We start from the raw sequence: 25,345 nt of genomic DNA, 5'->3' as shown, positions 1-25,345 counted from the left end.
CCGTGCGCGCCGTCAGCCGGTGGCCAGCAGCACCGTGCCCACCAGAGCGAGACCCGCGCCCGTCGCCTGCACCACCCGCATCCGTTCCCTGAGCAGAATCAGGGCGGCCAGCACCGTGACCACGGGGTAGAGGTTCGCCAGGACCGCCGCGACGGTGACGGGGCCGGTCTGTGCGGCGATGGAGTACGTGCCGTTCGCCGCTACATCGGCGAGGCCCACGAAGGCGAGCGCCGGGAGCGAGGAACGGACGACGCGCATCCCGCCGTCCTCCGGCAGGGCCCGCCCGCCGCGCTTCACCGAGACGTACAGCGCGGCGCCGCCCACCGCCACGTTCGTCACGCGCTGCACGAACAGTGCCAGGAAGAGCCCGGTGAGCGTGCTCGAAGCCTCGGCGATGAGTGCCATCACGGCACCGAAGCCGAAGGCCGCGAGAAGGGTCAGCAGGATCGCCTGCCGCTGCACCGGGGCACCGCGCAGCTGGGGACCGCCCGCGAGGACGATGCCGGCGACGGCCACCGCGATGCCGGCGAACTGCAGCAGCCCCGGCCGCTCGCCCAGTACGAGACCCACGGCCACCGGAACGGCGACGCCCAGCGAGCCCAGCGGCGAGACCACGCCCATCGGTCCGAGGGCGAGCGCCTTGTAGAACGAGAGCATCGCCACGGGGCCGACCACGCCCGCAGCGACCGCGTACCAGAGCCGGCCTTCCGCCTCGGCGAAGCCACCGGTCGCGAGCACGATCGCGCCCAGTACGACGACAGCGATCGACTGCGAGACCACGACGACGGTCAACGCCGGCGTCCGGCGGGTGAGCAGCCCGCCGCCGAAGTCGGCCAGGCCCCAGAGCAGGCTGGTGGCCAGGGCGAACAGTGCGGTCATCGCGATCCTCGCAGTACAGTGCAGTGAACGATGGGGTGCACCACACGGTAGTGCAGTCTGTTGAACTCTGTCATCCAGAATATTGGACGGAACGTGTCGGACCTCGACCAGCTCACGCAGTCGCTCGCCCGCAACCTCAAGCACTGGCGCGGCGAGCGCGGCCTGACGCTGGACGCGCTCGCCGCCCGCTCCGGCGTGAGCCGCGGCATGATCATCCAGATCGAGCAGGCGCGCACCAACCCGAGTGTCGGCACCACCGTCAAACTCGCCGACGCCCTGGGCGTCAGCATCACCACACTCCTCGACTACGAGCAGGGCTCACAGGTCCGCCTCGTACCCCCCGAGCAGGCCGTCCGTATGTGGTCCACCTCCACCGGCAGCTCCACCACCCTCCTCGTCGGCAGCGAGCGGGGCGGGCCCCTGGAGCTGTGGGCCTGGAAGCTCATGCCCGGCGACGAGAGCGCCTCCGACCCGCACCCCGAGGGCACCACCGAGCTGCTGCACGTCACCGCGGGCGAACTGACCCTCGTCGTCGACGGGCAACCGCACACCGTCCCCACCGGTACCTCGGCCGCCTTCGAGGCCAACGTCCCGCACGCCTACCGCAACGACGGCACCAAGACCGTCGAACTCACCATGGCCGTCTCCGTGCCGCCCGTCCGCTGACACGTCCGGCCACCGCGGCGCACGACGCTGTTAGCGTGCGGGACATGCGCGCACCCATCGGAAAGTTCGACGACGCCACCCCCGCCCCCGACTGCATCGACCGGCTCATCGCCCCCGTCGCGGCGGCGGTGCGCGACTGGCAGGGGACCGTCCCCGCGGACCAGCTGTTTCACGTCGACACCGACCCCGAGATCGCCGACACGGCCGTCTTCGTCGAGCACTACGGCCGCGAGCTGCTGGAGCAGTCGGCGAACTGCGTCGTCGTCGCCGGGAAGCGGGCGGGCGAGACCACCCTCGCCGCCTGTGTCGTCCTCTCCCACACCCGTGTCGACGTCAACGGCGCCGTACGCAGGCAACTGGGCGCTCGCAAGGTCTCGTTCGCGCCCATGGACACCGCGACCGGGGTCAGCGGCATGGAGTACGGCGGGATCACCCCGATCGGACTGCCCGCCGACTGGCCGCTGCTGGTCGACTCCGCGGTCGTGGACACCGCATGGGTCCTCATCGGCAGCGGCCGCAGGCGCGGCAAGCTGATCGTGCCCGGCAAGGCGTTCGCGGGCCTGTCGGGGGCGACGGTCGTCGACGGGCTCGGCGTCTGACCTCGGACCCGCCTCAGTCCAGCAGCGGGATCTCGATCGCGGGGCAGCGGTCCATCACCATGTCCAGACCCGCCTCGCGGGTGCGGGCGTACGCCTCCGTGTCGATCACGCCCAGCTGGAACCACACCGCCTTCGCACCGATCTCCACCGCCTCGTCGGCGACCCGGCCGGCGAGGCCGGAATTCACGAAGACGTCGACCACGTCGACGTCGAAGGGGATGTCGGCCAGCGAGGCGTAACCCTGTTCGCCGTGCACCGTCTCGGCCTTCGGGTGTACCGGCACGACCCGCTTGCCGTAGCGCTGCAGCACACGCGCCACACCGTAGGCCGCGCGCGACTCGTTGTGCGACAGACCCACCACCGCCCAGGTGTCGCCCGTCGAGGTCAGGATTCTGCGGATCGTCTCAGCGTCTGCGTACATGCCAGAGGCAACGGGCCGGCCTCGCGGCGAATTCCCCCGCCGGCGCCGCATAGGGTGGCCGGATGCAGGACCAGTACCGGACGGTCGCCCGCGAGGGCGTCCACGAGAGCGAGATCAACCGCTCGCGCTTCCTCTGCGCGCTCGCACCCGCCGCCACCGAGGAGGAGGCACAGGCGTTCGTCGCACGCATCCGCAAGGAGCACCCGACCGCCACGCACAACTGCTACGCCTACGTCATCGGCGCCGACGCCGCCGTGCAGAAGGCCAGCGACGACGGCGAGCCGGGCGGCACCGCGGGGGTGCCCATGCTGCAGATGCTGATGCGCCGCGAGGTCCGGTACGTCGTCGCCGTCGTCACCCGCTACTACGGCGGTGTGAAACTCGGCGCGGGCGGGCTGATCAGGGCGTACGGGGGAGTCGTGGGCGAAGCCCTCGACGCGCTCGGCACCCTCACGCGCAAACGGTTCCGGCTCGCCACCGTCACCGTGGACCACCAGCGCGCGGGCAAACTGGAGAACGATCTGCGGGCCACCGGCCGCGAAGTGCGCGAGGTCACCTACGCGGAGGCGGTCACCATGGAGATCGGTCTGCCGGACTCCGACATCGACTCCTTCCGCGCCTGGCTCGCGGACGCCACCGCCGGTGCCGCCGTACTCGAACTCGGGGGCGAGGCGTACGGAGATGCGTGAAGCCGCCCGCATTGTCCGAACCCGCCGATACGCTCACGGATCATGAGACTCCTGCACACGTCCGACTGGCACCTGGGCCGGTCGCTGCACCGGGTGAGCATGCTCGGGGCCCAGGCCGCGTTCCTCGACCACCTGGTCGCGACCGCGCGCGAGCGCGAGGTGGACGCGGTGCTGGTCGCGGGGGACGTGTACGACCGGGCGGTGCCTCCGCTCGCCGCCGTCGCGCTGTTCGACGACGCCCTGCACCGCCTCGCCGCTGCCGGAGTGCCGACGGTGATGATCTCCGGCAACCACGACTCGGCCCGCCGCCTCGGCGTCGGCGCCGGGCTGATCGAGCGGGCCGGTATCCATCTGCGCACCGACCCGGCCGGTGCGGGCACACCCGTGCTGCTCGCGGACGAGCACGGACCGGTCGCGTGCTACGGCCTCCCGTACCTCGAACCGGCCCTCGTCAAGGACCACTTCGCGGCCGACAAGGCCGCCCACGAACCGGTGCTCGCCGCTGCGATGCAGCGGGTGCGGGACGATCTCGCCACTCGGGAGGCGGGCACCCGTTCCGTCGTCCTCGCGCACGCCTTCGTCGCCGGCGGCGAGGAGAGCGACAGCGAACGGGACATCACCGTCGGCGGTGTCGCCGCCGTCCCCGCCGCCGTCTTCCACGGCGTCGACTACGTCGCCCTCGGCCATCTGCACGGCTGCCAGACCATCGGCGAGCGCGTGCGCTACTCGGGCTCCCCGCTCGCCTACTCCTTCTCCGAGGCCGCGCACCGCAAGACCATGTGGCTCGTCGATCTCGACGCGTCGGGCGGCGTGAGGGCCGAGCGCGTCGACTGCCCCGTGCCCCGGCCCCTCGCGCGGCTGTGCGGCACACTCGACGAACTGCTCGACGACCCCGCCCTCGGCCGCCATGAGGAGTCGTTCGTCGAGGCGACCCTCACCGACGCCGTCCGTCCGGCCGACCCGATGGCCCGCCTGACCGAGCGGTTCCCGCACACCCTCAGCCTCGTCTTCGCACCCGTGCGCGCCGAACAGGACGCCACCGCCTCCTACGCGCAGCGGCTCAGCGGCCGCACCGACCAGCAGATCGCGGAGGACTTCGTGGCCCATGTGCGCGGCGGCAGCGCCCCCGACGACGACGAACGCACCGTGCTGTTCGGGGCGTTCGACGACGTGCGGGTCGACGCGGGTGTGCGCGAGGTGGCCGGGTGAGGCTGCACACGCTGACGGTCACCGCCTTCGGGCCGTTCGGATCCACGCAGGAGATCGACTTCGACGAACTGTCCGCCGCGGGCCTCTTCCTCCTCCACGGACCGACGGGCGCCGGCAAGACCTCCGTGCTCGACGCCGTCTGCTTCGCGCTGTACGGCGCCGTGCCCGGCGCCCGCCAGAGCCCCGGCGCGACCCTGCGCAGCGACCACGCGGCGAGCGGCACACCCACGGAGGTCCGCCTCGAACTGACCGCCGGCGGCCGACGGCTGGAGGTCACCCGCAGGCCCGCCCAGCCGCGTCCCAAGGCGCGCGGCACGGGCTTCGTCACCGAACGGGCGCAGAGCCTGCTGCGCGAGCACGACCCCGGCACCGGCGAGTGGCGAGCGCTCAGCAAGTCCCATCAGGAGATCGGCGAGGAGATCACCCAGCTGCTGGGGATGAGCCGCGAGCAGTTCTGTCAGGTCGTCCTGCTACCGCAAGGCGACTTCGCCCGTTTCCTGCGCGCCGACGCCGAGGCCCGGGGCAGACTCCTCGGCCGGCTCTTCGACACCCGGCGGTTCGCCGCCGTCGAGGAACGCCTCGCCGAACTGCGGCGCGGCGTCGAACAGGACGTCCGCGCCGGGGACGACCGGCTGCTCGGACTCGCCCACCGCATGGAACAGGCGGCGGCAGCGGCGGCCGACGACCTGCCCCTGCCCGACCAGCAGCCCGGGGACCCGGGACTCGCGTCGGCCGTCGTCCAGTGGGCGGCGGTCGCACGCGCGGGCGCCCGCGAACGCAAGGACATCGCCGAGCACGGCGTGGCTGCGGCGGACAGCAGGCAGACCGCGGCGCGCCTCGCGCTGGACTCCGCACGGGAACTGGACCGGCTGCAGCAGCGATACGCCGAGACCCTGCGCCGCTCACAGGCGTGGGAGACGGCACGGCCGCAATGCGAGGCGCTGCAGGCCGCGCTGGAGCGGGCCCGTCGTGCGGACCTGGTCCGGCCCGCGCTGCGACTGCGGGAAGAGGCAGAGCGGGAGCACCGCGCGGCGCACACGGAGCGTCGGCGGACGAAGGCCCTCCTCCCGGCCGACCTCGCCGAAGCCGGTGCCGATCAACTCGTCGGCCGCGAGCACGCGATGCGCGAGGAGCTGGGGGGTCTGGACTCGGCCCGCCGTGCCGAGGCGCGCAGCGCCGAGATCACGCGCGAGCGCACCGGCCTCGACCGGCAGGCGCGCGCGGACGACGAGGTCCTGCAGGAGACGGCCTCCTGGCTGGCGGGATGGGAGCGCCTGCGGCGCGAGCACCGCGACCGGGTCACGACCGCGCAGGAGGCGGCGACCCGTGCCGAACACCTCGCGGGACGCCTCGAAACGGCCCGCGAACGCCTGCGCGCCGCCTGCGAACGCGACGAACTCGCAGCCCGCGCCGAGCGCACCGAGGACCGGCTGCGCACACTTGCCGACGCGGCGAACCGGGCCAAGGCCGCCTGGCTCGACCTCAAGGAGCGCATGCTGCGCGGCATCGCTGCGGAACTGGCGACTGCGCTGGTGGCGGGCGCACCGTGCGCCGTGTGCGGCTCGGCGGAGCATCCCGCGCCCGCCGAGGCGGGAGCCGGGCATGTGGACCGCGAGGCGGAGGACGACGCGTACGCCGCGAGTGCACGGGCCGAAGAGGCGAAGGCGGCGGCCGAGCGTGACCTGGCGGTGCTCCGCGAGTCCCGCGTGTCGGCCGCGGCTCGCGCACGCGCGACGCCGGTTGCGGGCGCGGCGGGCCGTGTGCCGGCCGGCGGGTTGCTCCTCGCGGGCGAGCCGCGCGGCGCGGCGGACGTGGCCGGGCAGCCCGGCGTGCCGCGCGACGGCGGGGCGCGGTTGTCGACCGTCGCCTCGCGCGATGCCGCCGACGGACAGCTGGGCCTCCCGGGTGTCGACGAGGCGATCGTCCCCGAAGAGCCGGGCGGGTCGGCGGGCACAGGCGCCACCGGGCGGCCGGCCGCGGATCCGGTCGAGGGCGGGGACGCGCGCGCCGGCGGGACCGGACGGCGCCCCGTGACAGCCGGCGTGCCCGCGCCACGTGACGCGGAGGGCGACCCCACGGTCGACGAACTCCGCAACGCCGTCGAGGCGCTGGAGCACGACCACGCCGTGGCGCACCGCTCCGCGTCCGGGATGCATGCCGCGCAGGAGGCGCTCGAACGGATCGAGCGCGAGCACCAGGACCGTGTCGACGCCGGACAGCAGGCCGAGCGCCGTGTCGCCGCCCGGACGTCGCGGCGCGAGACCCTCGATCAGGAACTGGCGGCCCTGGACGCCGAGTTGGCGCGTGCACGCGGCGACGCGGCGAGCGTCGCCGATCGCGCCGCGATGCTGGAGCGGCGCGTCGGACTGCTCGCCGCGGCCGCGGACGCCGTACGCGCCCTGGACAGCGCCGAGCAGCGGCTGAAGGAGGCGGATGACCTGCTGGCGGACGCCGCGTTCCGGGCCGGGTTCGACACCCCGCGATCCGCCGCGGAAGCCGTCGTCGCCGAAGACGCACAGCGCGACATGCAGCGGCGGATCGACGCCTGGCGGACCGAGGCCGCCGCCGTCGCCGACCGGCTGGCCGAGGAGGACGCCCGTCGTGCGGCGCAGCAGCCCGCGGCGCGGCCCGAAGAGGCCCGTGCCGCCGCCACCGCCGCCGAACGGCACCTGCGCGACGCCGCGTCCCGGCTGGCCTCGGCCGAGGAGAGGTGCACGGAGCTGGACCGGCTCTCCCGCCAGGCCGAGCAGGAGGTCCGCCGCCTCGGCCCGCTGCGCGAGCGGTACGACCGCGTGGCGCGGCTCGCCGGTCTGACCGCCGGAACCTCCGCGGACAACGAACGCAAGATGCGCCTGGAGTCGTACGTCCTCGCGGCCCGGCTGGAACAGGTGGCGGCGGCCGCCACCGTACGGCTGCAGCGGATGTCCTCCGGGCGCTACACCCTTGTGCACTCCGACGCCCGCAACGGTGGCAAGCGCGCGGGCCTCGGGCTGCATGTCGTCGACGCCTGGACGGGCCGGGAGCGCGACACGGCCACCCTGTCGGGCGGCGAGACGTTCTTCGCCTCCCTCGCCCTTGCCCTGGGCCTCGCCGACGTGGTGACCGACGAGGCCGGCGGGATGCGGCTCGACACGCTCTTCATCGACGAGGGCTTCGGGAGCCTCGACGAGCAGACCCTGGACGAGGTGCTCGACGTGCTCGACTCGCTGCGCGAGCGGGACCGCAGTGTCGGGATCGTGAGCCATGTCGGCGATCTGCGCAGGCGCATCCCCGCGCAGCTGGAGGTCGTCAAGGAACGCGACGGCTCGACGGTACGGCTGCGCACGGCCGGCGACATCGCCGACTGACGGCCCCGACGCTCAGCGGCTGATCGCGCGGCTCGGCAACGGCGACGAGTACACCACGCTCGTCGTCACCGAGCCCAGGGCGCCGACCTTGCCGGAGACCTCCTCGAGGTGCCGCATGGAGCGGGCGGCGACCTTCAGCACGAAGCAGTCGTCCCCCGTGACATGGTGCGCCTCGAGGATCTCGGGCGTCGTGTCGAGCAGGTCGTGGAACGGCTTGTAGTTGCCGTTGGGATACCGCAGCCGGACGAACGCGAGGATCGGCAGCCCCAGCCGTTCCTGGTCGACCACGGCCGCATAGCCCTTGATGACACCGGCCTCCTCCAGCCTGCGGACCCGCTCGGTGACGGCGCTCGCGGACATGGACACGGCCCTGGCCAGCTCCGTGAAGCTCGCCCTGCCCCTGGTCTGGAGGGCCTGCAGTATGCGCCAGTCGGTGGCGTCCGGTGAATATCCCGTCATGCCCGAGAGGAAACAGGGAAATCCCCGGCCGATCAAGAGATGTGCCGAGGATCGCCCCTTCAGGGAAATGATCACCGAGCATAGATTTCGGGACATGACCACGACGCAGACCGCCGCCGCGCAGACATCCGTCAATCCCATGCTCCGCGTTCCGCCTGCCGCCCCTGTCGCCGCAGCCGCGTACTTCCGCGCGAGCCTCGCCTTCCACGCGGACGTCTCCGACGTCGCCGCCGCGCTCGCGGCGGGCCGCGACCCCGGATTCGTCGTCATCGACTCCCGTTCCACCGAATCCTGGGACCAGGGCCACGTGCCGGGGGCCGTCCATCTGCCCACCGCGCTGATCCCCGCCCAGGCCGAGACGCTGCTCGACAAGTCCGTCCCCGTCGTCACCTACTGCTGGGGGCCGGGCTGCAACGGCGCCACGCGTGCGGCGCTCGCCTTCGCCGAACTCGGCTTCCAGGTCAAGGAGATGCTCGGCGGCTTCGAGTACTGGGCGCGGGAGGGCTTCGCGTACGAGACATGGGAAGGTCCGGCGCAAAGCGCCGCCGACCCGCTCACCGCACCTGTGGACGGCGACGACTGCGGCTGCTGAACCGGCGGCGCGGCCCGGCCGCACGGCTCAGCGCACGACCGACGGAGTGGGCCGCAGGAAGCTCGCGTCCGACGCCAGCACCTCGTCCCGAGGACGCGCCGCCCGCAGCACCACGTCGAGGACGGTGTCGTCGTCGCACGCGTAATGGCCGCTCGCCCATGCGGCGTTGGCCTCGACGACCACCGGGCCGCCGCCCTCGACCGCCCCGACATCGACCACGACGGCGCTGGGCAGGCCGGTGCCGGCGAGGTAGGCGGCGAAGTTCAGCACCTCCACGCCGTACGGGTCGTCGTCGAGCGGGGCGACATCGAGGTCGCCCCGTACCGCGTAACGGCTGCCGGTCACCACTTCTGCGTCGAGCAGGAACAGCCGGTACTCCGCCGTGAACGTCACGATGTCGCTCACCAGCACCGGGGCGTCGTCGTCGACGGCGTCCGGACCGGGCAGACCACTGCCGTCCCGGTAGATCCGCGCCGGAAAGCTCTTGTCGTTCGGCGGCTTCATGAACGCCGGTGTCCGCAGGGAGCGGGCCGCCGCCATCTCCATGAAACGGATGTCGCGGCCGGTCAGTTCGTAGGGAAGAGAGGCGAGCCAGCTCTCGGGAGCCTCCAGCAGACCGAGCCCCAGATCGCCCGCGACCGCGTCCGCGAACAGGGGTCCCGCGTACAGCGAGGCGCCCGCTGCCCCCTCGACTCCTCGGGAACACGCCAGTCGTGCAGCGTCTTCGCGCTCATGCCGCGCCGCACGGCGGCGGCGGCGAGGGCGGTGCCGGTCGCGGTGAGCCTGGGGGAGAGATGAAGCGTGCGCATGGGACGACAGCATGCGTCACATGCGGCTCCTGCGGAAACGAATTCCCCGCACACGGTGCCTGGGCACCGAACGGGGCGGTGCCGGAACGACGCCCGGCACCGCCCGCGCAGTCACAGCTTCGACAACTCCTCGACCAGGTCGTCGAGTCCCAGCGGCCCCTGCGACAGCGCCGTCATGTGCCACGCCTTCGCGTCGAACGCGTCCCCGTGCGCACGACGGGCGTTCTCGCGGCCCAGCAGCCACGCCCGCTCGCCCAGCTTGTAGCCGATCGCCTGGGCGGGCATCGACAGATAGCGCGTCAGCTCGCTCTCCACGAAGTCCGCCGGCCGGCCGCTGTGCGCCCCGAAGAACTCCTGTGCCAGCTCCGGCGTCCACCGCTCGCCCGGATGGAACGGCGAATCCGCCGGGATCTCCAGCTCCAGATGCATGCCGATGTCGACGATCACGCGGCAGGCCCGCATCATCTGCGCGTCCAGATACCCCAGCCGGCGCTCCGGGTCCGGAAGGAAGCCCAGCTCGTCCATCAGCCGCTCCGCGTAGAGCGCCCAGCCCTCGGCATTGGCGCTGACCATGCCGATCGTCGCCTGGTAGCGGGAGAGCCGGTCCGCGACATGCACCCACTGCGCGAGCTGCAGATGGTGGCCGGGCACGCCTTCGTGGTACCAGGTGGACACCAGGTCGTACACCGGGAACCGGGTCTCGCCCATCGTCGGCAACCAGGTCCGGCCGGGACGCGAGAAGTCCTCGGAGGGACTTGTGTAGTACGGCGCGGCTGCCCCGCCCGGCGGGGCGATGCGGGACTCCACCTTCCGTACCCGCTCGGCGAGTTCGAAGTGGGTGCCGTCCAGCGCCTCGATCGCGTCGTCCATCAGCCGCTGCAGCCAGACGCGGACCTCCTCCTCGCCCTCGATGTGCTCACCGTGCACGTCGAGGTGGGCCAGCGCCTCCCAAGGGCCCGCCCCGGGCAGGATCTTGTCCGCCTCGGTCCTCATCTCGGCCAGCAGCCGGTGGTACTCGGACCAGCCGTACGCATACGCCTCGTCCAGGTCCAGGTCGGTACCGTTGAAGTATCGCGACCAGCGGGCGTAGCGCTCGCGGCCGACGGTGTCCGGTGCGTCGGCGACAGCCGGGGCGTACACGTCGCGCACCCAGTCGCGCAGCGCCACCAGCGACTCCGTCGCGGTGCCGGCGGCCACGTCCAGTTCGACGCGCAACGATGCCGGACCGTCCGACACGAAGTCCTCGAACCAGCTGCGGCCCTTGCCGATCCACTCCGTCATCTGCGCGACGAACGTCCGGGTCGCCCGGGGGCCTCCGAACAACTTCCGGTCGAGGCCGACTGCGAGCGAGGCCCGGTAGCCCTCCAGCGCCTGCGGCACGGCGCGCAGCCGTTCGGCGACCGCGGCCCAGTCCTCCGTGGTCTCCGTCGGCGTGAGCGTGAACACCTCACGGACCTCGTGCGCGGGGGAGTGCAGATTGCTCACCGTCCGCAGCGCCTCGTCCGCCTCGTGCACGGCCAGTTCGGCCGTCAGGCGTTCGCGCAGCAGCCGGGCGCAGCGCCGTTCCGCGTCGGTGTCGGCGCCGGGCAGTTTCTCGGCCTCGTCCAGCCGGACAAGGGTCTCTCGGGCGAGTACGGCGAGCTCTTCCCGCCCCGCCGGTGAGTAGTCGGGGAGCAGTCCGGAACTCTTCTTGATTCCCAGGTAGGTTCCGGTGACCGGATCGAGTTCGACGACGGCGTCGACGAAGGCGTCGGCGACCTGGCGGGGCAGCGCACTGCTGGAAGTGTCTGGCATGCGGACATCCTCGTACGCGAGGCCCCTCCGCGTCACCATCATCCGACGTCGGGCGCCTGACGTCCCGTAGGCGGAGGCAGCAGTGGTCCGCAGTCCCACTGCTGGAAGATCAACCGGGTCTCCACCCGCGCGACTTCGCGCTGCGAGGTGAATTCGTCCAGGACAAGACGCTGCAGATCGGCCATGTCGGTAACGGCCACGTGCACCAGGTAGTCGTCCGGGCCGGTGAGATGGAACAGGGCGAGCGACTCGGGCAGGGCCCGGATGCGCTCCACGAAGGGACCGATCAGTTCGCGCCGGTGCGGGCGCACCTGGACGGAGAGCAGAGCCTGCAGGCCACGTCCCAGCCGGGCGGGGTCCAGGGCCAGCCGGTGGCCGAGGATCACGCCCGAGCGGCGCAGCCTCGTGACCCGGTCCAGACAGGTCGAGGGAGCCACGCCGACCTCCGCCGCGAGATCGCGGTAAGTGGTCCGGGCGTCGTTCTGCAGCAGGCGGAGTATCTGGAGGTCCACCGGGTCCAGTGCGACGGATTCAGCCATTTGTCGAACGTAACACGGAGCAGAAACGCTACTTCCCGGTAGCTGTTCACAGTGCCGCCATGGAGAACGCAGCCTCGGCCGCGCCCGCACCCCGGGCCCTGGCCACCGACGCCGTGCACGCCGGACGCGAGGATCTCGCCGGCCTGGGCCTGCACGCCCCGCCGCTCGATCTTTCCACCACCTACCCCTCGTACGACGCCGCCGCCGAGGCCGCACGCATCGACGCGTTCGCGCAGACCGGGGCGCGGCTGGACGGCCCGCCCGTCTACGCCAGGCTGGACAACCCCACCACAGCCCGGTTCGAGACCGCCCTCGCCACTCTCGAGGGAACAGAGGCCGCGGTCGCCTTCGCCAGCGGCATGGCGGCACTCACCGCCGTGCTGCTGGTACGGGCCGGCGCCGGGCTGAAGCACGTCGTCGCCGTCCGGCCGTTGTACGGCTGCAGCGACCATCTGCTGAACGCCGGCCTTCTGGGCACCGAGGTCACCTGGACCGACCCGGCGGGTATCGCCGACGCACTGCGCCCGGACACCGGTCTGGTGATGGTGGAGACCCCCGCCAACCCGACCCTCGCCGAGGTCGACCTGCGCGCCGTGCGGCACGCCTGCGGCTCGGTGCCGCTGCTCGTCGACAACACCTTCGCCACCCCGGTTCTCCAGCGCCCCGCCGAGGACGGCGCCCGGCTCGTGCTGCACAGTGCGACCAAGTACCTGGGCGGTCACGGGGATGTGATGGGCGGCGTCGTCGCCTGCGACGAGGAGTTCGCCCGCAAGCTGCGCCAGGTGCGGTTCGCGACCGGGGGCGTGCTGCACCCGCTCGCGGGCTATCTGCTGCTGCGAGGACTGTCGACCCTCCCCGTGCGGGTCCGTGCCGCCTCGACGACCGCCGCCGACCTGGCCCGCAGGCTCGCCGCGGACCCCCGGGTCGCCCGGGTCCACTACCCGAGCATCGGCGGTGCGATGGTCTCCTTCGAGGTGTACGGGGACCCGCACAGGGTGATCGCCGGCGTCCGGCTGATCACCCCGGCGGTGAGCCTCGGCAGCGTGGACACCCTCATCCAGCATCCGGCCTCCATCAGCCACCGGATCGTGGCCGAGGGAGACCGGCGCTCGGCCGGGGTCAGCGACCGGCTGCTGCGGATGTCCGTCGGTCTTGAGGACGTCGAGGACCTGTGGCGTGACCTGACCGAGGCGCTCAGCGCGGGTCCATCCGATGCCCTCAGCGCTCGGCCTGCTCGTAACGGGTCGTCGTCGGAAGCACGGGAGCACTATCGAGTCGTGCGGTGATCACCAGCGTTCCCTCCTCGATCTGGTAGTCCAGCGGCATGCCGAGCGCGCGCATCGCGGCGACCATCGCGGTGTTGGACGCCTGGGTGACGGCGTACACGCTGTCGCAGCCGGCCTCGACGGCCATGGCCACCAGGCGTCCGAGCAGCTCGGAGCCGATACCGCGGCGCTGCCAGTCGTCCTCGACCAGCAGGGCGACCTCTGTCTCGTCCCCGTCCCACAGCAGATGGCCGAGGGCGACCAGTCGGCCGGACGCCGTCTGTACGGCGAGGGTGCGCCCGAACCGGGGGCTGAGCAGGTGGTTGAGGTAGCGGTCCGCGTCGCCGACCGGCCCGTGGTAGCGCAGGCCGAGCGTGCGCTGCGAGCACCGCTCGTGCATGGCGAGCGCGGCCTCGACATCGCTCTGGTCCGCGCGGCGGACGGTGATCTCGTTGCCCTCGGGGAGCGTGAGCACGTCCTGGCTCCGCGGGACGCGCGGTCCGAGCCGGGCATCGAGTTCGACGAGGGCGCGGGCCCGGGCGAACTCGGTGGGGGTGAACGGCAGGTAGGGCCGCTCGATCGTGATGGCACCGCCGTTCGGGTCGCGCAGATGCATCACCGTCTCCTCCAGCGCACCCTCCACGGGCGGCAACTGGCCGGTCGGCCGGCCGTTCAGGGAGAGGGCGGGACGGGAACGGATGGTGCAGCGGCCGAGCAACTGACGCAGTGCGAGGGGAAGTTCTGCGGCGTCGAGAGCGGTACGGGTGGCGAGGCCGAGCACCCGGGTCGGGGTGTCCACCAGATCGTGCGCGTCGGCGCGCTCGGTCCAGGTGTCCGTGCCGCCCGCGGCGGCGATCTCCCGGGCGAGCTGGGTCGCCTGGAGCGAGGCGGGGGCGCGGAGCAGGAACTCGTCCACCGTGCCGTCGCCCAGCGGGTGCGTCTGCAGGGTCAGGATGTCCACGTCCAGCCGGGCGAGCGTGGCGCAGAGGGCGGCCAGACTGCCCGGCGCGTCCTTGACCGTCGTCCGCATCCGCCACAGGACCGTCTCCCGCGGGGCGGCGCTGCCGGGGATCTCCGCACCGGTCGCGGCGGGAAGGCCGGGGCTTTCCCCGGCGCTCGTACCGGGTTCCGGCCCTGCCGCAGTGGTCGGCGGCGGCGCATGACTGTGGCGTCGTGCCCACCATGTGTGGAACGCGGCGGTGGCGATCAGTGCCACGGCCGAGAAGACGAGCAGGAACGGGCCGTCGGGGCCGTGACCGATCAGATTGGCGAGGGCGTCGGCGACCGCGACTGCCGTGAACAGGGCGGCCAGTTCGACAAGGTCCCGTCGCCAGTGGTGCGGTCGGCGGGCAGTCTTCGCAGAAGTCACATCTGTCATGGCTTCACTGTGACCGAACGGTGTTGCGTGATCACGAACGCTTTGTGACTGATGGGTTAAACCCCGATCTGGACCGTTAGAGTCTGATTTTTGCTGTTTCTGGCGTGGAGTGTTCGCTTCTGTGAGTGGTCGTGGCCAGGACTCCGGGAGCCGCCGGGCCCGGCCCGGACAAGGCCGGGCCCGGCACCGCGTCACTGGCCCACGCGCCCCGGCTGGAGCGTCTTGGTGAACAGCACAGTTCCGCCCTCGGCACGAAGGCGTACCGTCAACTCCCCGCTGCCGCCGTCGATGTCGACCTCGCCGAAGTACTGCGGCGACTCCATCGGCGACACGTTCGCCCGCTCCGGCGCCCGCACGAAGACCCGGTCGGGGCCGAAGGTCGCGTCGAGTGCGTTGGCGGGGAAACCGCCCGCGGCCAGTGGACCGGACACGAACTCCCAGAACGGTGCGAAGTCCTTGAACGCCGCCCGCTCCGGGGCGTAGTGCTGCGCGGAGGTGTAGTGGACGTCGGCCGTGAGCCACACCGTGCCCGTGATCCTTCGGTGCTTGATGAACCGCAGCAGCTCGGCGATCTGCAGCTCACGCCCGAGGGGCGCTCCGGGGTCGCCCTGCGCCACGGCCTCGAAGTTCGCCGCACCGTCGGGCACCACCAGGCCCAGCGGCATGTCCGAGGCGATCACCTTCCACACGGCACGCGAACGCGAGAGCTCCCGCTCGAGCCAGGCCAGTTGCTCCGCGCCGAGGATGCCCTGGGTGTCCTCGGACTGCCGGCCGGGGGAGTTGGCGTTGCGGAAGCTGCGCATGTCCAGCACGAAGACGTCCAGCAGCGGCCCGTGGCGTACCACCCGGTGGATGCGCCCCTCCTCGCCGCGCGGGGCGAGCGTGCCGACGGGGAAGTACTCGGCGAACGCCCGCATCGAACGCCGCGCGAGCACGTCGACGTTCTTCTCCGTGTAGCGCGGGTCGTCGAGGATCTGACCCGGGTACCAGTTGTTGCGCACCTCGTGGTCGTCCCACTGCACGATCGTGGGGACCTGCGCGTTGAACCGGCGGACGTTCTCGTCGAGCAGGTTGTACCGGAAGTTCCCCCGGTACTCGTCGAGCGTCTCGGCGACCTTCGCCTTCTCGTCCGTCATCAGATTGCGCCACACCCGGCCGTCGGGCAGCGTCACCGCCGGTACGAGCGGGCCGTCCGCGTACACCGCGTCACCGCTGCACAGGAAGAAGTCCGGGTCGAGGCGGCGCATCTCCTCGTACGCGCGAAAGCCGCCGACATCCGGGTTGATGCCCCAGCCCTGCCCGGCGATGTCCCCCGACCACACGAACCGCACACCCGCCCGGCGGCGCAGGGGCGCGGTACGGAACGTTCCGTGGACCGCCTCGCCGGTACGGCGGGGATCGTCCGGGTCGGCGAGCGTGACCCGGTAGTGGACCTGCTCACCGGCCGGCAGCCCGCGCAGGGCCGTCGTGCCGGTGAAGTCCGTGTCCGGGCCCAGCAGCGGGCCGTACCAACGGCGCGAACGGCGGAACGACTCGGTCGCCGACGTCTCGACGATCATCCTGGCCGGCCGGTCCGACCGCACCCACACAAGCCCCGACGAGGCGGTCACATCACCGGTCTGCACACCCCAGCCGGCGCGCGGCCGGCCGGAGAGCGCCAGGGCCGGGGTCGATCCCACCGCCGGCAGCGCCGTCGCCGCGGACGCGGCAGCCGCCCCGAGCAGAACGGAACGGCGGGCCGGGGTGTTTCTCCGTGGGGTGTGGGACATCGCTGCGCCTCCATACGGGGGATGCCGACAGGTGTGCCGCCATACCTAGTGCCCGGCCGCGGCCGGGACACCAACCCCAAGTGAACAGCGAGCGCGATGCGTTGCGCGGGAAGAGTGCAGCCGCGCGCGCCTCGGGCGGCTGCCGTCAGCGGCTGCCGTCCAGGAGCACCCGTGCGACCAGTGCCGGGTCGTCGTTCATCGGGACGTGGCCGCAGCCCGGCAGCCGCACCAGCCGCGCCCCGGGAATCACGTGCTTGGCGCGTACCCCCTGGCGCCGCAGCAGCAGCCGGTCCCGCGAGCCCCAGCCGATCGTGACCGGTACGTCGGGGACGTCGTCCGTGAACTGTACGTCCCGTCCCGCGGCCAGCGTCTGGTGGAATCCGGTGGCCCCGCGCAGCGCGTGGGTCTCGGCCACGGCCGCCTCGGGCGAACGGCGGCCCGGACGTGCGTAGATGGTGCTCACCAGTGCAGCTCGTCCGGCGACCGAGCGCGACAGGCGCTCGATCATCGGTACCGGCATCGACCGCGCGCCCACCCGCATCGCGCGCAGCGTAGTGACCGCGTACACCTGCTCGCCCCGCGACCAGAATCCTGCGGGCGACAGCGCAGTCACCGACCTGACCACCTTGTCGCGGCCCAGTTCGAGGGCGAGCAGCCCGCCCAGGGAGTTGCCTGCGACGTGAGGACGCTCGACACCGAGTTCCGCGCAGAACGCGCCGAGGACGGTGGAGACCGTGGAGAGGTCGTACGGCACCCCCTCGGGCAGCGCGGGAGAGCTGCCGAATCCGGGCAGGTCGACGGCGATCACGTCGCGCTCGGTGGCGACGATGTCCATGACGGGTTCCCAGGCCTGCCAGTGATGGCCGATGCCGTGGAGGAGGAGCAGGGGCTCACCCGTACCCCTGCGTTCGTAGCCGACGGACAGGGTGCGGCTGCCCTCGGCGGTCTCGACGGCGAACGAGATCTCTGCGGCCATGTGCGGCAGCCCCCTGGCAGATGTGGACAGTTTGTCAGTAACAATTACCGCTCGGTAGCTTCGAGTTCAAGAGGCCAGGCACGGGCATTGGTCACGTGCGCCGCGCGCCGCACCGGCAACTGGACACCGGGCGCGCCGTCGGCTGGGATGGAGGAGTGGCAACCGACACCGCGATCGACGTCTTCGAAGAGCACCGGCCCGTCCTGACCGGCGTGGCCTACCGCATGCTGGGCCGCGTCGCCGACGCGGAGGACGTGGTCCAGGAGACGTGGCTGCGCTGGTCCGCCGACGAGAGGGACGACGTCCGCGAACCCCGCGGCTTCCTCGTCCGCATCACCACCCGCCTCGCCATCGACCGGCTGCGCCACGTCCGGTCGCGACGCGAGTCGTATGTCGGGCCCTGGCTGCCGGAGCCGATCGTCACCGACTTCGGCCCCGAGGTTCCCGACACGGCGGAGCGCGCCGTGCTCGCCGACTCCGTCTCGCTGGCCGTACTCGTCGTCCTCGAATCCCTCTCCCCGCTGGAGCGCGCGGTGTTCGTGCTGCGCGAGGCCTTCGGCTTCCCGTACGCCGAGATCGCCACCACTCTGGAGAGGTCGGAGGCTGCCGTCCGCCAGCTCGCGGGCCGCGCCCGCAAACATGTCGACGAGCGCAAGCACCGCTACGACGTGGACCCCGCCGAATGCCGTGATCTGACCGAGCGTTTCCTCGCCGCGGCGTCCGGCGGCGACATCACCGGCCTGCTGTCCCTGCTCGCGCCGGACGTGACACTCGTCGGCGACAGCGGCGGGAAGGCCAAGGCGCCGCTGCGCGTCCTGCACAGCGCGGACAAGGTCGGGCGCTTCGTCGTCGCGGTGACCCAGGAGTCGATCCAGGATCTCGAGATCCGCTTCCTCGAACTCAACGGCGCACCGGCACTGCTCCTCCTCTCGGGCGGACGGCCGGACAGCGTCGTCCAGCTCGAAGTGGTCGACGGGCGCATCACCTGCGTCTATATCGTTCGCAACCCTGACAAACTCGCCTCCCTGGCCGCCCACAGTTCGGCCTGAAATCGCCCCCGCCGCACGTCAGACCCCGTGTCCGCTTTCGGATGCGGGGTCTTGTGCTGTGCGCCGACGGCTCGGTACGAACTCCCTGTGAACGCTCTGCGAAGTGGATCGACTTCACAGCGTGACGCCCGGAGGATTGGTCTTGACCAAGGGTGGGCCCCGTCCTATGGTCGCAAGGGATAGTGCAGGAACCTTTAATAAACAAGGGCACGGAATAGCCGCCGGGGACACGGCGATTGCGGAGGATCAGGGTGGGGACCACGCAACTGGAATCGGTGCCGGAGCCGAAGTACTGGCACCTCAAGACCGTGCTCGCCGAAGCACTCGACTCGGACTTCACGGTGGGCGAGATCCTGCCCAACGAGCGTGACCTCGCGGCGCGTTTCGGGGTGGCCCGCGCCACGCTCCGGCAGGCCCTCGAACAGCTCGAACTCGAAGGCCGCCTCCAGCGCCGCCGCGGCGTCGGTACGACCGTCGCTCCGCCCCGCTTGGGTGTCGACGTCTCGACCGCCCGCCACGACTGGCCCGGAGCCGGCCCCGACGCCTGGCAGGCCACCGAGTGCACCCTCGCCGTACCGCCCGTCGCGGTCGCCCGCCTCCTGGACGCCGAGAGCGACGAGGCGACACACGTGGTGCGCCGTGTGCGTGCGGTCCACGGCCAGCCCGTCGCCGCGGAACTGCTGTACGTGCCCGGTGCGTCGGTGCCCGAACTGCCCGCCATCGACGCGCCGTCGGGCCCGGCACTCGCCCGTGGCGTCCTGCGCGAACTGTCCCGCCTCGACCTGGAGGGCCAGGAGCGCGCGGTCGAACTGGGCTCGGCCGGAGCCGTCGACGCCAAGGAACTGGACCGCCTCCCCGGCGCTCCCGTCCTCGTCGTCACCACGCGGTACTTCTCCGCCGGCCGCACGGCGGCCGTCTCCGTCGCGACCTACCGCGCGGACACCTGCCGGCTCACGTTCGGCGCCTACGGCGACCTCGAGATCAGCCACGAGGACCAGGTGGCCCGCGCCTCCTGACACCGCGCAGTCCGCACCACGGCCCGTCGCACGAGCAGCACGCTCAGCGGCGGGCCGTCACCGTTCCCTCGACCGCGAAGAGCTGCTCCTCCACATGGTCGAGAGCCAGCCGCAGTGCGCCCGTGGCCACGGCCGCCTCGCCGAGCATCGACAGGGCCACCCGCGGCGGCCGCAGGCAGTAGCGGGACAACTCGTCGCGCAGCGGGTCGAGTACACCGTCGAGTCCGGCCGCCCAGCCCCCGATCACCACGAGCTCCGGGTCGAGCGCGAGCACGAGCGCCGCCACGTCGTGCACCAGCCGCTGATTGAACCGGTCGACCGCCGCACGGGCGCGCTCGTCGCCGCCCTTCGCCAGCGCGAACACGTCGGCCACCGCCTGCTCGTCGAGCGGATGCAGCGGCTCGTCCGTCGTCGACAGAAGCTTCTCCGGGGTCACATCGCGGCCCAGCAGGTGCAGCGCCCCGATCTCGCCCGCCGCGCCGCCGAAGCCACGGTGCAGCCGCCCGCCGATCAGTGAGCCCGCCCCCGGACTCAGTCCGGCCAGGACGAACACGATGTCGTCGGAGTCCGTTCCCGCACCCTTCCAGTGCTCCGCCACCGCGGCCGCGTTGGCGTCGTTCTCCACCAGCACCGGACAGCGGAACGACCGTCGCAGCCGGTCGCCGAGCGGCAGCCCCGTCCAGCCGGGCAGCGCCGTGGACAGCCGGACCGTGCCGTCGGTCTCCACGATGCCGGGCGAGCCGACACCCACCGCCCGCAAGCTGCTGCGGGCAACTCCCGCGCGGCGCAGCACGTCGGCGACGACCGTGCGCACCCGCTCCAGCCGGTCGTCCGCGCACGCCGTCTCGGGCACCTCACGCGAGGAGGCGCCGATGATGCGGCCGTCGAGCCCGGACAGCAGCGCGGCGATACGGTGCGCCCCGATCTCGATGCCCAGCAGGTGGCCCGCCTCCGCTCGGAACCGGAACCGGCGGGCCGGGCGCCCCTGTCGGCGCGTCTCGCCCTCCTCCGGCACGCTCTCGACCACCAGACCGGCCTCGATCAGCCCCTCGACCACGCCCTCGACCGTCGGACGCGACAGGCCGGTGATCCGGGTCAGGTCGGTGAGCGTGGAGGAATCGGCGCCTCGCAGGGAATGGAGTACCACCGCGGAGTTGATACGCCGCAGCAGCGAGGGATCTCCGCCGGTCAGCCGCCCCACTGTGTGTCCTCCCAGCTCGAGCGCGTGTTTGCCGGATCGTACTCGCTGCCGCCCGCCGCCGCGCGCCCGCCCCGGAAGGGCGTTGCCATCCTCGCCGACGGGCAGCGCACACCTGGCGGCTCGCGACGCGGCGACCGGGGCTCAACGGCGCCTGACGGCGTGCCAATTGTCAGTGCGGGCCGGTTTACTGGAGGTCATGACCACTGCAGAGCACCTCGCTGCGATCGACCTGATGCGGGGCCGGGCGTTCCCGGCCGGTCGCGGCCGGTCGCAGCTCGGCGACAGTGGCCCCGGCTTCCACCTGGCGCGGCTGAGGCCAGGGGACGACGGGACGGAGGAGTGCGGCATGCGTGCGCCGGAGGCGGCGGAGCAGTGCCGTGCGGAGTGCGAGGCGCTGGCCGACGCGCTGACCGCACGCTGGGGGGAGCCGCAGAGGTTCAGCCTCTGGTCGGTGTCCGCCAGGAGTGTCGCGGGCGAGGACGTCGAAGAGCCGTGGGACGAGCTCGGTCACCGCACCGACGAGCTGTGTCTGTGGCAGGTGGACGGCCACTGGATAGCGGTGGGTGTGGCGCGCGCGGGCGACTGCCGCTGGGAACTGCTCGCGGTCGTCACCGAGATCGACCCTCCCTAGGTCCTGTCCGCCCGGACAGGACTAGGACTCGTCAGCCGATGTGCGCAGCTCGGCGTACGCGTGCGCCATGGTCTCGGCGGTCCAATGCGCGTTCAGCCCGCTCGGGTTGGGGAGCACCCAGATCCGGGTGTCGCCCATCGTCCGTTCCTGCGGCCCGATCACTGCGTTGCGTTCACGGAACGCGGCGCGGTAGGCGGTGACCCCGACCACGGCGAGCCAGCGCGGCCGCAGCCGCTGCACCTTCGCCGTGAGCTCTCTGCCACCCTCCACGTACTCCTGGGGGCGCAGCTCGTCGGCACGCGCCGTGGCCCGTGCCACCACGTTCGTGATGCCGAGTCCGTAGGTCAGCAGCTCGCCCTGCTCCGACGGGCACAACAGCCGCGGCGTGAACCCCGACAGATGGAGCACGGGCCAGAACCGGTTGCCCGGGCGTGCGAAGTGGTGACCCGACGCAGCTGTCATCAGCCCGGGATTGATCCCGCAGAACAACACGCGGAGGCCGTCCGCGACCACATCCGGCACCAGCCGGTCGCGGGCGGCCTCCAGGTCCGCAGCGGTGAACCGCGTCAGAGGATCGCCCCCGGCGCGTAACCCGCCGCCTCGGGGTGCTGCTTCGCGATCTCTTCGATACGGGAGACGACCGAGGCCACCTGGTCACCCGCGGCGCCCGTGAACGACAGCTTGTCGGCCATCAGCGCGTCCAGCTGACCGCGGTCCAGCGGGATCCGCTCGTCCGTGGCGAGCTTGTCGAGCAGTTCATTGCGCTCCGCGCCCTGCTCGCGCATCGCCAGGGCCGAGGCGACCGCGTTCTCCTTGATGGCCTCGTGCGCGACCTCGCGCCCGACACCCGCGCGGACCGCGCCCATGAGGACCTTGGTCGTGGCGAGGAAGGGCAGGTAGCGGTCCAGCTCACGGGCGACGACGGCCGGGAAGGCGCCGAACTCGTCGAGCACCGTCAGGAACGTCTCCAGCAGGCCGTCGAAGGCGAAGAACGCGTCCGGCAGCGCCACACGGCGGACCACGGAGCAGGACACGTCGCCCTCGTTCCACTGGTCGCCGGCCAGCTCGCCGGTCATCGAGGCGTAACCGCGCAGGATGACCATGAGCCCGTTGACGCGCTCGCAGGAACGCGTGTTCATCTTGTGCGGCATCGCCGACGAGCCGACCTGACCCGGCTTGAAGCCCTCGGTCACCAGCTCGTGACCGGCCATCAGCCGGATGGTCTTGGCGACGGAGGAGGGCGCCGCGGCGAGCTGCACCAGCGCCGAGACGACGTCGTAGTCCAGCGAACGGGGGTAGACCTGGCCCACCGAGGTGAAGGCGTGCGCGAAACCGAGGTGCGAGGCGATGCGCTGCTCCAGCTCGGCCAGCTTCGCAGCGTCGCCGCCGAGCAGGTCGAGCATGTCCTGAGCGGTGCCGACCGGGCCCTTGATCCCGCGCAGCGGGTAGCGGCGGAGGAGGTCCTCCAGGCGGCCGTAGGCGACCAGGAGTTCGTCGGCGGCCGTCGCGAACCGCTTCCCGAGCGTCGTCGCCTGCGCGGCCACATTGTGCGAGCGGCCCGCCATCACCAGCTCGGCGTACTCGCCGGACAGCTTGCCGAGCCGGGCCAGGACGGCCACGGCGCGGTCGCGCATCAGCTCCAGGGACAGCCGGATCTGCAGCTGCTCCACGTTCTCGGTGAGATCGCGGGAGGTCATGCCCTTGTGGACGTGCTCATGACCCGCGAGGGCGTTGAACTCCTCGATACGGGCCTTCACATCGTGGCGAGTGACCTTCTCGCGCTCGGCGATCGACGCCAGGTCGACCTGGTCGAGGACCCGCTCGTAGTCGGCGAGCGCGGCGTCCGGTACCTCGATCCCGAGGTCCTTCTGGGCGCGCAGTACCGCGAGCCAGAGCTGACGCTCCAGCTTGACCTTCTGCTCGGGGGACCAGAGGACGGCGAGCTCCGTTGAGGCGTAGCGGCCGGCCAGGACATTGGGGATGCGAGGCTTCGCAGACACAGCAGTCACGTGTCCAGATTCTACTGGCGGTTTGTGCAGGCCAGCGCCACGGCCCCGGTTGTACCTTGCTACGAACCACCGGGCGGTCCGCGGCCCCGGCCGCGACCGCTGCGTGCCCGGCCCCAGCGCTTGCGGGCAGCCGGCCCTGCGGCGCCGGCTCAGAGCACAGGCGGCTCGTACGGCAGCAGTTCGGGCCGCTTGGCCGGCAGGCCGTCGCCCGAGGACCGGCCCGTCAGCCGCCGGCCGATCCACGGCCCCAGATACTGGCGCGCGAACCGCACGTCCGCCGCGCGCCGCGCGGCCCACCCCGCAAGCAGGGCAGGCGGCAGCGGTGTCTGCCAGTCGTCCTCGGCCTCGTGCCCCAGCCTCTGCCATACCGCCTCGGCGACCCTGCGGTGACCGTCGGCCGTCAGGTGCAGCCGGTCGACGTCCCACATCCGCTGGTCGCCGAGCGCGGGGGAACCGTAGAGGTCGACGACCAGCGCGCCGTGCCGGGCGGCGAGCGCGTCCACATGCTCGAACAGCTCCTCCATCCGGGGGCGGAACCGTTCCATCACCGGGCCGTTGCGTCCCGGGCTGCGCATCAGCACCAATGTCCCGCACGACGGAGCAAGTCGCTCCACCGCCTCCTCCAGGAGACCGCGCACCCGCGCCATGTCGCACTTGGGGCGCAGTGTGTCGTTGAGCCCGCCGACGAGCGTGACCACATCGGCCTGCATCGCCGCCGCCACGTCCACCTGCTCGTCGACTATCTGGCCGATCAGCTTTCCGCGCACGGCCAGATTCGCGTACCGGAAGCCGGGCGCACGGGCCGCCAGGCGGGAGGCGAGCAGATCGGCCCAGCCCCGGTAGGACCCGTCGGGGAGCCGATCCGACATACCTTCGGTGAACGAGTCCCCGACGGCGACAAAACTGGTGTAACTGGCATTCATCTCCATGGCGCAGCGATACTACCGCGCGGTAGGGTCCGTCGGTTCCTTACCCGGAGGGGAGCTTTCGTGAGTGACGCGCTGCTGAACGCGCTGGCCGAAGCGCTGGCCGAAGTGGTGACCCTGATCGACACCTGCGACGACGACGTGCTCGACCCGGACACAGCGGTGAAGTGGCTGGAGTCCACCGGTACCCAGCTGGACAGACTGCCCCCGGCCGACCGCCGTGAGCTGGCCGGGCTCATGCGCCGCGCGGCAGCGCGACACCCCGAGGGTGCCTGGCGCAACGACCTCCTGCGGGTGCCCGACGGTTTCGGGCTCGAAGACGACCAGCACGAGCTGTACTGCGATGCCGTCCGGCACACCGTGGCCGATTTCACGCGGACCGTGCGGGACGTGGACCCGGCCACGCCGGTGCCGACCTGCCCCGGCTGGACCATCGCCGACCTGGTGAAGCATCACGGCACGACCCACCGTTGGGCGGAGCACGTGGTGCGGACGCGGGCCACGGAGCCCGTCTGGGCACGCGACGTTCCCCTCGACCTGCCGGACGCCCCGTCGGCGTATCCGGACTGGATGGCCGCGAGCGCCGAGGCGTCACTGCGCACGGTGCGCAAGGTCGATCCCGATCTGCGGATGTGGTCCTACGGCGCCGACCACCGGGTGGCGTTCTTCCCGCGGAGGCTGCTCTTCGAGGCGGTGATCCATCTCGCGGACGCGGAACTGGCACTGGGGCGTGAGCCCCGGATCGCGCCGGGCACCGCCGCGGACGGCATCGAGGAGTTCCTGGAGAATCTGCCGCACGTGCCGGGGATGGCCGAACGCGTCCGGGAACTGCCCGCCGGCGCGGTCGCGCTGATGGCCGAGGACACCGGCGCCGCGTGGACGATTGCCTTCGGCGATGCCGGATTCTCGTGGTCCAAGGAGGGCGGGACCGCCGACGTCACCGTTACGGCGGGTACCGGCGACCTGCTGCTGCTCGTCTACGGCCGGCGCCGTCCGGACGCGGACCGCTTCAGGGTCACGCACGGGCGCACGGTGCTCGACGCGTGGCTCGGCGCCACGGCGTTCTAGGCCCGGACAGGGCCTGGGCCCTGTCCGGGCGGACAGGACCCGGGCCCCGGACCG

General features: G+C 72.1%; 24 protein-coding genes. 11 read left to right on the top strand and 13 right to left on the bottom strand.

Translation table 11 applies throughout. The features are described 5' to 3' along the window. Positions 1 to 12: 12 nt before the first annotated feature. On the bottom strand, positions 13 to 879 hold the full coding sequence (locus tag AC067Z_RS24660) for an EamA family transporter (protein ID WP_478791760.1): 867 nt from the start codon (positions 877 to 879) through the stop codon (positions 13 to 15). Positions 880 to 972: 93 nt separating this feature from the next. Here AC067Z_RS24660 and AC067Z_RS24655 point away from each other — a divergent pair, with 93 nt between their 5' ends. Beyond that, positions 973 to 1,545, top strand: a complete 573-nt coding sequence (locus AC067Z_RS24655) for a helix-turn-helix domain-containing protein (RefSeq protein WP_478791759.1) — start codon at positions 973 to 975, stop codon at positions 1,543 to 1,545. 44 nt (positions 1,546 to 1,589) lie between these two features. Continuing rightward, positions 1,590 to 2,144 (top strand): YbaK/EbsC family protein, encoded by a 555-nt coding sequence (locus AC067Z_RS24650; RefSeq protein WP_478791758.1) that lies wholly within the window; start codon positions 1,590 to 1,592, stop codon positions 2,142 to 2,144. Between the two features lie 13 nt (positions 2,145 to 2,157). Here AC067Z_RS24650 and AC067Z_RS24645 read toward each other — a convergent pair whose 3' ends face one another. Then, complete coding sequence (locus tag AC067Z_RS24645; RefSeq protein ID WP_478791757.1) at positions 2,158 to 2,565, bottom strand: CoA-binding protein; 408 nt, start codon at positions 2,563 to 2,565, stop codon at positions 2,158 to 2,160. Between the two features lie 62 nt (positions 2,566 to 2,627). On the opposite strand from AC067Z_RS24645, the gene AC067Z_RS24640 reads away from it, so the two are divergent. From AC067Z_RS24640 to AC067Z_RS24630, 3 genes are read left to right on the top strand one after another with little or no spacing between them, the layout of a single operon-like run. Further along, positions 2,628 to 3,254: a YigZ family protein gene (locus tag AC067Z_RS24640; protein WP_478791756.1), complete on the top strand. Its 627-nt coding sequence runs from the start codon at positions 2,628 to 2,630 to the stop codon at positions 3,252 to 3,254. Positions 3,255 to 3,296: 42 nt separating this feature from the next. Continuing rightward, positions 3,297 to 4,463 (top strand): exonuclease SbcCD subunit D, encoded by a 1,167-nt coding sequence (locus tag AC067Z_RS24635; RefSeq protein WP_478791755.1) that lies wholly within the window; start codon positions 3,297 to 3,299, stop codon positions 4,461 to 4,463. Next, positions 4,460 to 7,810, top strand: coding sequence for an AAA family ATPase (locus tag AC067Z_RS24630; RefSeq protein WP_478791754.1), 3,351 nt, complete (start codon positions 4,460 to 4,462; stop codon positions 7,808 to 7,810). Before AC067Z_RS24635 ends, AC067Z_RS24630 begins: the two co-directional genes overlap by 4 nt. A gap of 12 nt (positions 7,811 to 7,822) precedes the next feature. Here AC067Z_RS24630 and AC067Z_RS24625 read toward each other — a convergent pair whose 3' ends face one another. Then, positions 7,823 to 8,269, bottom strand: coding sequence for an Lrp/AsnC family transcriptional regulator (locus tag AC067Z_RS24625; protein WP_478791753.1), 447 nt, complete (start codon positions 8,267 to 8,269; stop codon positions 7,823 to 7,825). Between the two features lie 94 nt (positions 8,270 to 8,363). On the opposite strand from AC067Z_RS24625, the gene AC067Z_RS24620 reads away from it, so the two are divergent. Beyond that, positions 8,364 to 8,861 carry a rhodanese-like domain-containing protein gene (locus AC067Z_RS24620; protein WP_478791752.1) on the top strand — a complete coding sequence of 166 codons (498 nt, stop codon included), beginning with the start codon at positions 8,364 to 8,366 and terminating at the stop codon, positions 8,859 to 8,861. A gap of 27 nt (positions 8,862 to 8,888) precedes the next feature. On the opposite strand, the gene AC067Z_RS24615 is transcribed toward AC067Z_RS24620, so the two are convergent. The 3 genes from AC067Z_RS24615 to AC067Z_RS24605 form a co-directional block, all read right to left on the bottom strand. Next, positions 8,889 to 9,683: an ATP-grasp domain-containing protein gene (locus tag AC067Z_RS24615; protein ID WP_478791751.1), complete on the bottom strand. Its 795-nt coding sequence runs from the start codon at positions 9,681 to 9,683 to the stop codon at positions 8,889 to 8,891. 98 nt (positions 9,684 to 9,781) lie between these two features. Then, entirely contained in the window at positions 9,782 to 11,464 is a 1,683-nt protein-coding gene (locus AC067Z_RS24610; RefSeq protein WP_478791750.1) for a DUF885 domain-containing protein, read from the bottom strand. A 38-nt stretch (positions 11,465 to 11,502) separates the two neighbouring features. After that, a complete protein-coding gene (locus AC067Z_RS24605) occupies positions 11,503 to 12,003 on the bottom strand; it encodes an Lrp/AsnC family transcriptional regulator (RefSeq protein ID WP_478791749.1) in 501 nt (166 codons plus the stop codon). A 59-nt stretch (positions 12,004 to 12,062) separates the two neighbouring features. Here AC067Z_RS24605 and AC067Z_RS24600 point away from each other — a divergent pair, with 59 nt between their 5' ends. Further along, positions 12,063 to 13,289 (top strand): trans-sulfuration enzyme family protein, encoded by a 1,227-nt coding sequence (locus AC067Z_RS24600; protein ID WP_478791748.1) that lies wholly within the window; start codon positions 12,063 to 12,065, stop codon positions 13,287 to 13,289. On the opposite strand, the gene AC067Z_RS24595 is transcribed toward AC067Z_RS24600, so the two are convergent. The 3 genes from AC067Z_RS24595 to AC067Z_RS24585 all read right to left on the bottom strand — a co-directional run bounded on the left by AC067Z_RS24595 (position 13,222) and on the right by AC067Z_RS24585 (position 17,391). Beyond that, a complete protein-coding gene (locus tag AC067Z_RS24595; protein WP_478791747.1) occupies positions 13,222 to 14,646 on the bottom strand; it encodes a GNAT family N-acetyltransferase in 1,425 nt (474 codons plus the stop codon). The two genes, AC067Z_RS24600 and AC067Z_RS24595, sit on opposite strands and share 68 nt — an antisense overlap. A 191-nt stretch (positions 14,647 to 14,837) precedes the next feature. Then, positions 14,838 to 16,415 (bottom strand): alkaline phosphatase D family protein, encoded by a 1,578-nt coding sequence (locus AC067Z_RS24590; protein WP_478791746.1) that lies wholly within the window; start codon positions 16,413 to 16,415, stop codon positions 14,838 to 14,840. 145 nt (positions 16,416 to 16,560) lie between these two features. After that, positions 16,561 to 17,391, bottom strand: a complete 831-nt coding sequence (locus AC067Z_RS24585; RefSeq protein ID WP_478791745.1) for an alpha/beta fold hydrolase — start codon at positions 17,389 to 17,391, stop codon at positions 16,561 to 16,563. A gap of 155 nt (positions 17,392 to 17,546) precedes the next feature. On the opposite strand from AC067Z_RS24585, the gene AC067Z_RS24580 reads away from it, so the two are divergent. Both AC067Z_RS24580 and AC067Z_RS24575 read left to right on the top strand, forming a co-directional pair. Continuing rightward, the gene (locus AC067Z_RS24580) at positions 17,547 to 18,440 is read left to right on the top strand and encodes an RNA polymerase sigma-70 factor (protein ID WP_478791744.1); all 894 of its coding nucleotides are present in this window, start codon (positions 17,547 to 17,549) and stop codon (positions 18,438 to 18,440) included. Positions 18,441 to 18,691: 251 nt separating this feature from the next. After that, positions 18,692 to 19,456, top strand: a complete 765-nt coding sequence (locus AC067Z_RS24575) for a GntR family transcriptional regulator (RefSeq protein ID WP_478791743.1) — start codon at positions 18,692 to 18,694, stop codon at positions 19,454 to 19,456. Between the two features lie 43 nt (positions 19,457 to 19,499). Here the strand turns inward: AC067Z_RS24575 and AC067Z_RS24570 are convergent, their stop codons facing one another. Next, positions 19,500 to 20,657, bottom strand: a complete 1,158-nt coding sequence (locus tag AC067Z_RS24570) for an ROK family transcriptional regulator (RefSeq protein WP_478791742.1) — start codon at positions 20,655 to 20,657, stop codon at positions 19,500 to 19,502. A 196-nt stretch (positions 20,658 to 20,853) separates the two neighbouring features. Between AC067Z_RS24570 and AC067Z_RS24565 the strand changes: the two genes are divergently transcribed. Continuing rightward, positions 20,854 to 21,288: a hypothetical protein gene (locus AC067Z_RS24565; RefSeq protein ID WP_478791741.1), complete on the top strand. Its 435-nt coding sequence runs from the start codon at positions 20,854 to 20,856 to the stop codon at positions 21,286 to 21,288. Between the two features lie 21 nt (positions 21,289 to 21,309). Here AC067Z_RS24565 and mug read toward each other — a convergent pair whose 3' ends face one another. From mug to AC067Z_RS24550, 3 genes are all read right to left on the bottom strand, one after another. After that, complete coding sequence (gene mug / locus AC067Z_RS24560; RefSeq protein WP_478791839.1) at positions 21,310 to 21,858, bottom strand: G/U mismatch-specific DNA glycosylase; 549 nt, start codon at positions 21,856 to 21,858, stop codon at positions 21,310 to 21,312. Then, positions 21,855 to 23,297, bottom strand: a complete 1,443-nt coding sequence (gene purB, locus AC067Z_RS24555; protein WP_478791740.1) for an adenylosuccinate lyase — start codon at positions 23,295 to 23,297, stop codon at positions 21,855 to 21,857. The genes mug and purB overlap by 4 nt, the downstream gene beginning before the upstream one ends. 149 nt (positions 23,298 to 23,446) lie before the next feature. Further along, positions 23,447 to 24,226 (bottom strand): SGNH/GDSL hydrolase family protein, encoded by a 780-nt coding sequence (locus AC067Z_RS24550; protein WP_478791739.1) that lies wholly within the window; start codon positions 24,224 to 24,226, stop codon positions 23,447 to 23,449. A gap of 60 nt (positions 24,227 to 24,286) precedes the next feature. On the opposite strand from AC067Z_RS24550, the gene AC067Z_RS24545 reads away from it, so the two are divergent. Beyond that, positions 24,287 to 25,291 carry a maleylpyruvate isomerase family mycothiol-dependent enzyme gene (locus tag AC067Z_RS24545; protein ID WP_478791738.1) on the top strand — a complete coding sequence of 335 codons (1,005 nt, stop codon included), beginning with the start codon at positions 24,287 to 24,289 and terminating at the stop codon, positions 25,289 to 25,291. The last annotated feature ends 54 nt before the right edge of the window (positions 25,292 to 25,345 follow it).

The organism is Streptomyces sp. NPDC043812 (assembly GCF_056436245.1).
The sequence above is the reverse complement of the archived record's forward strand: the minus strand, read 5'-3'. Positions and strand labels throughout refer to the sequence as shown.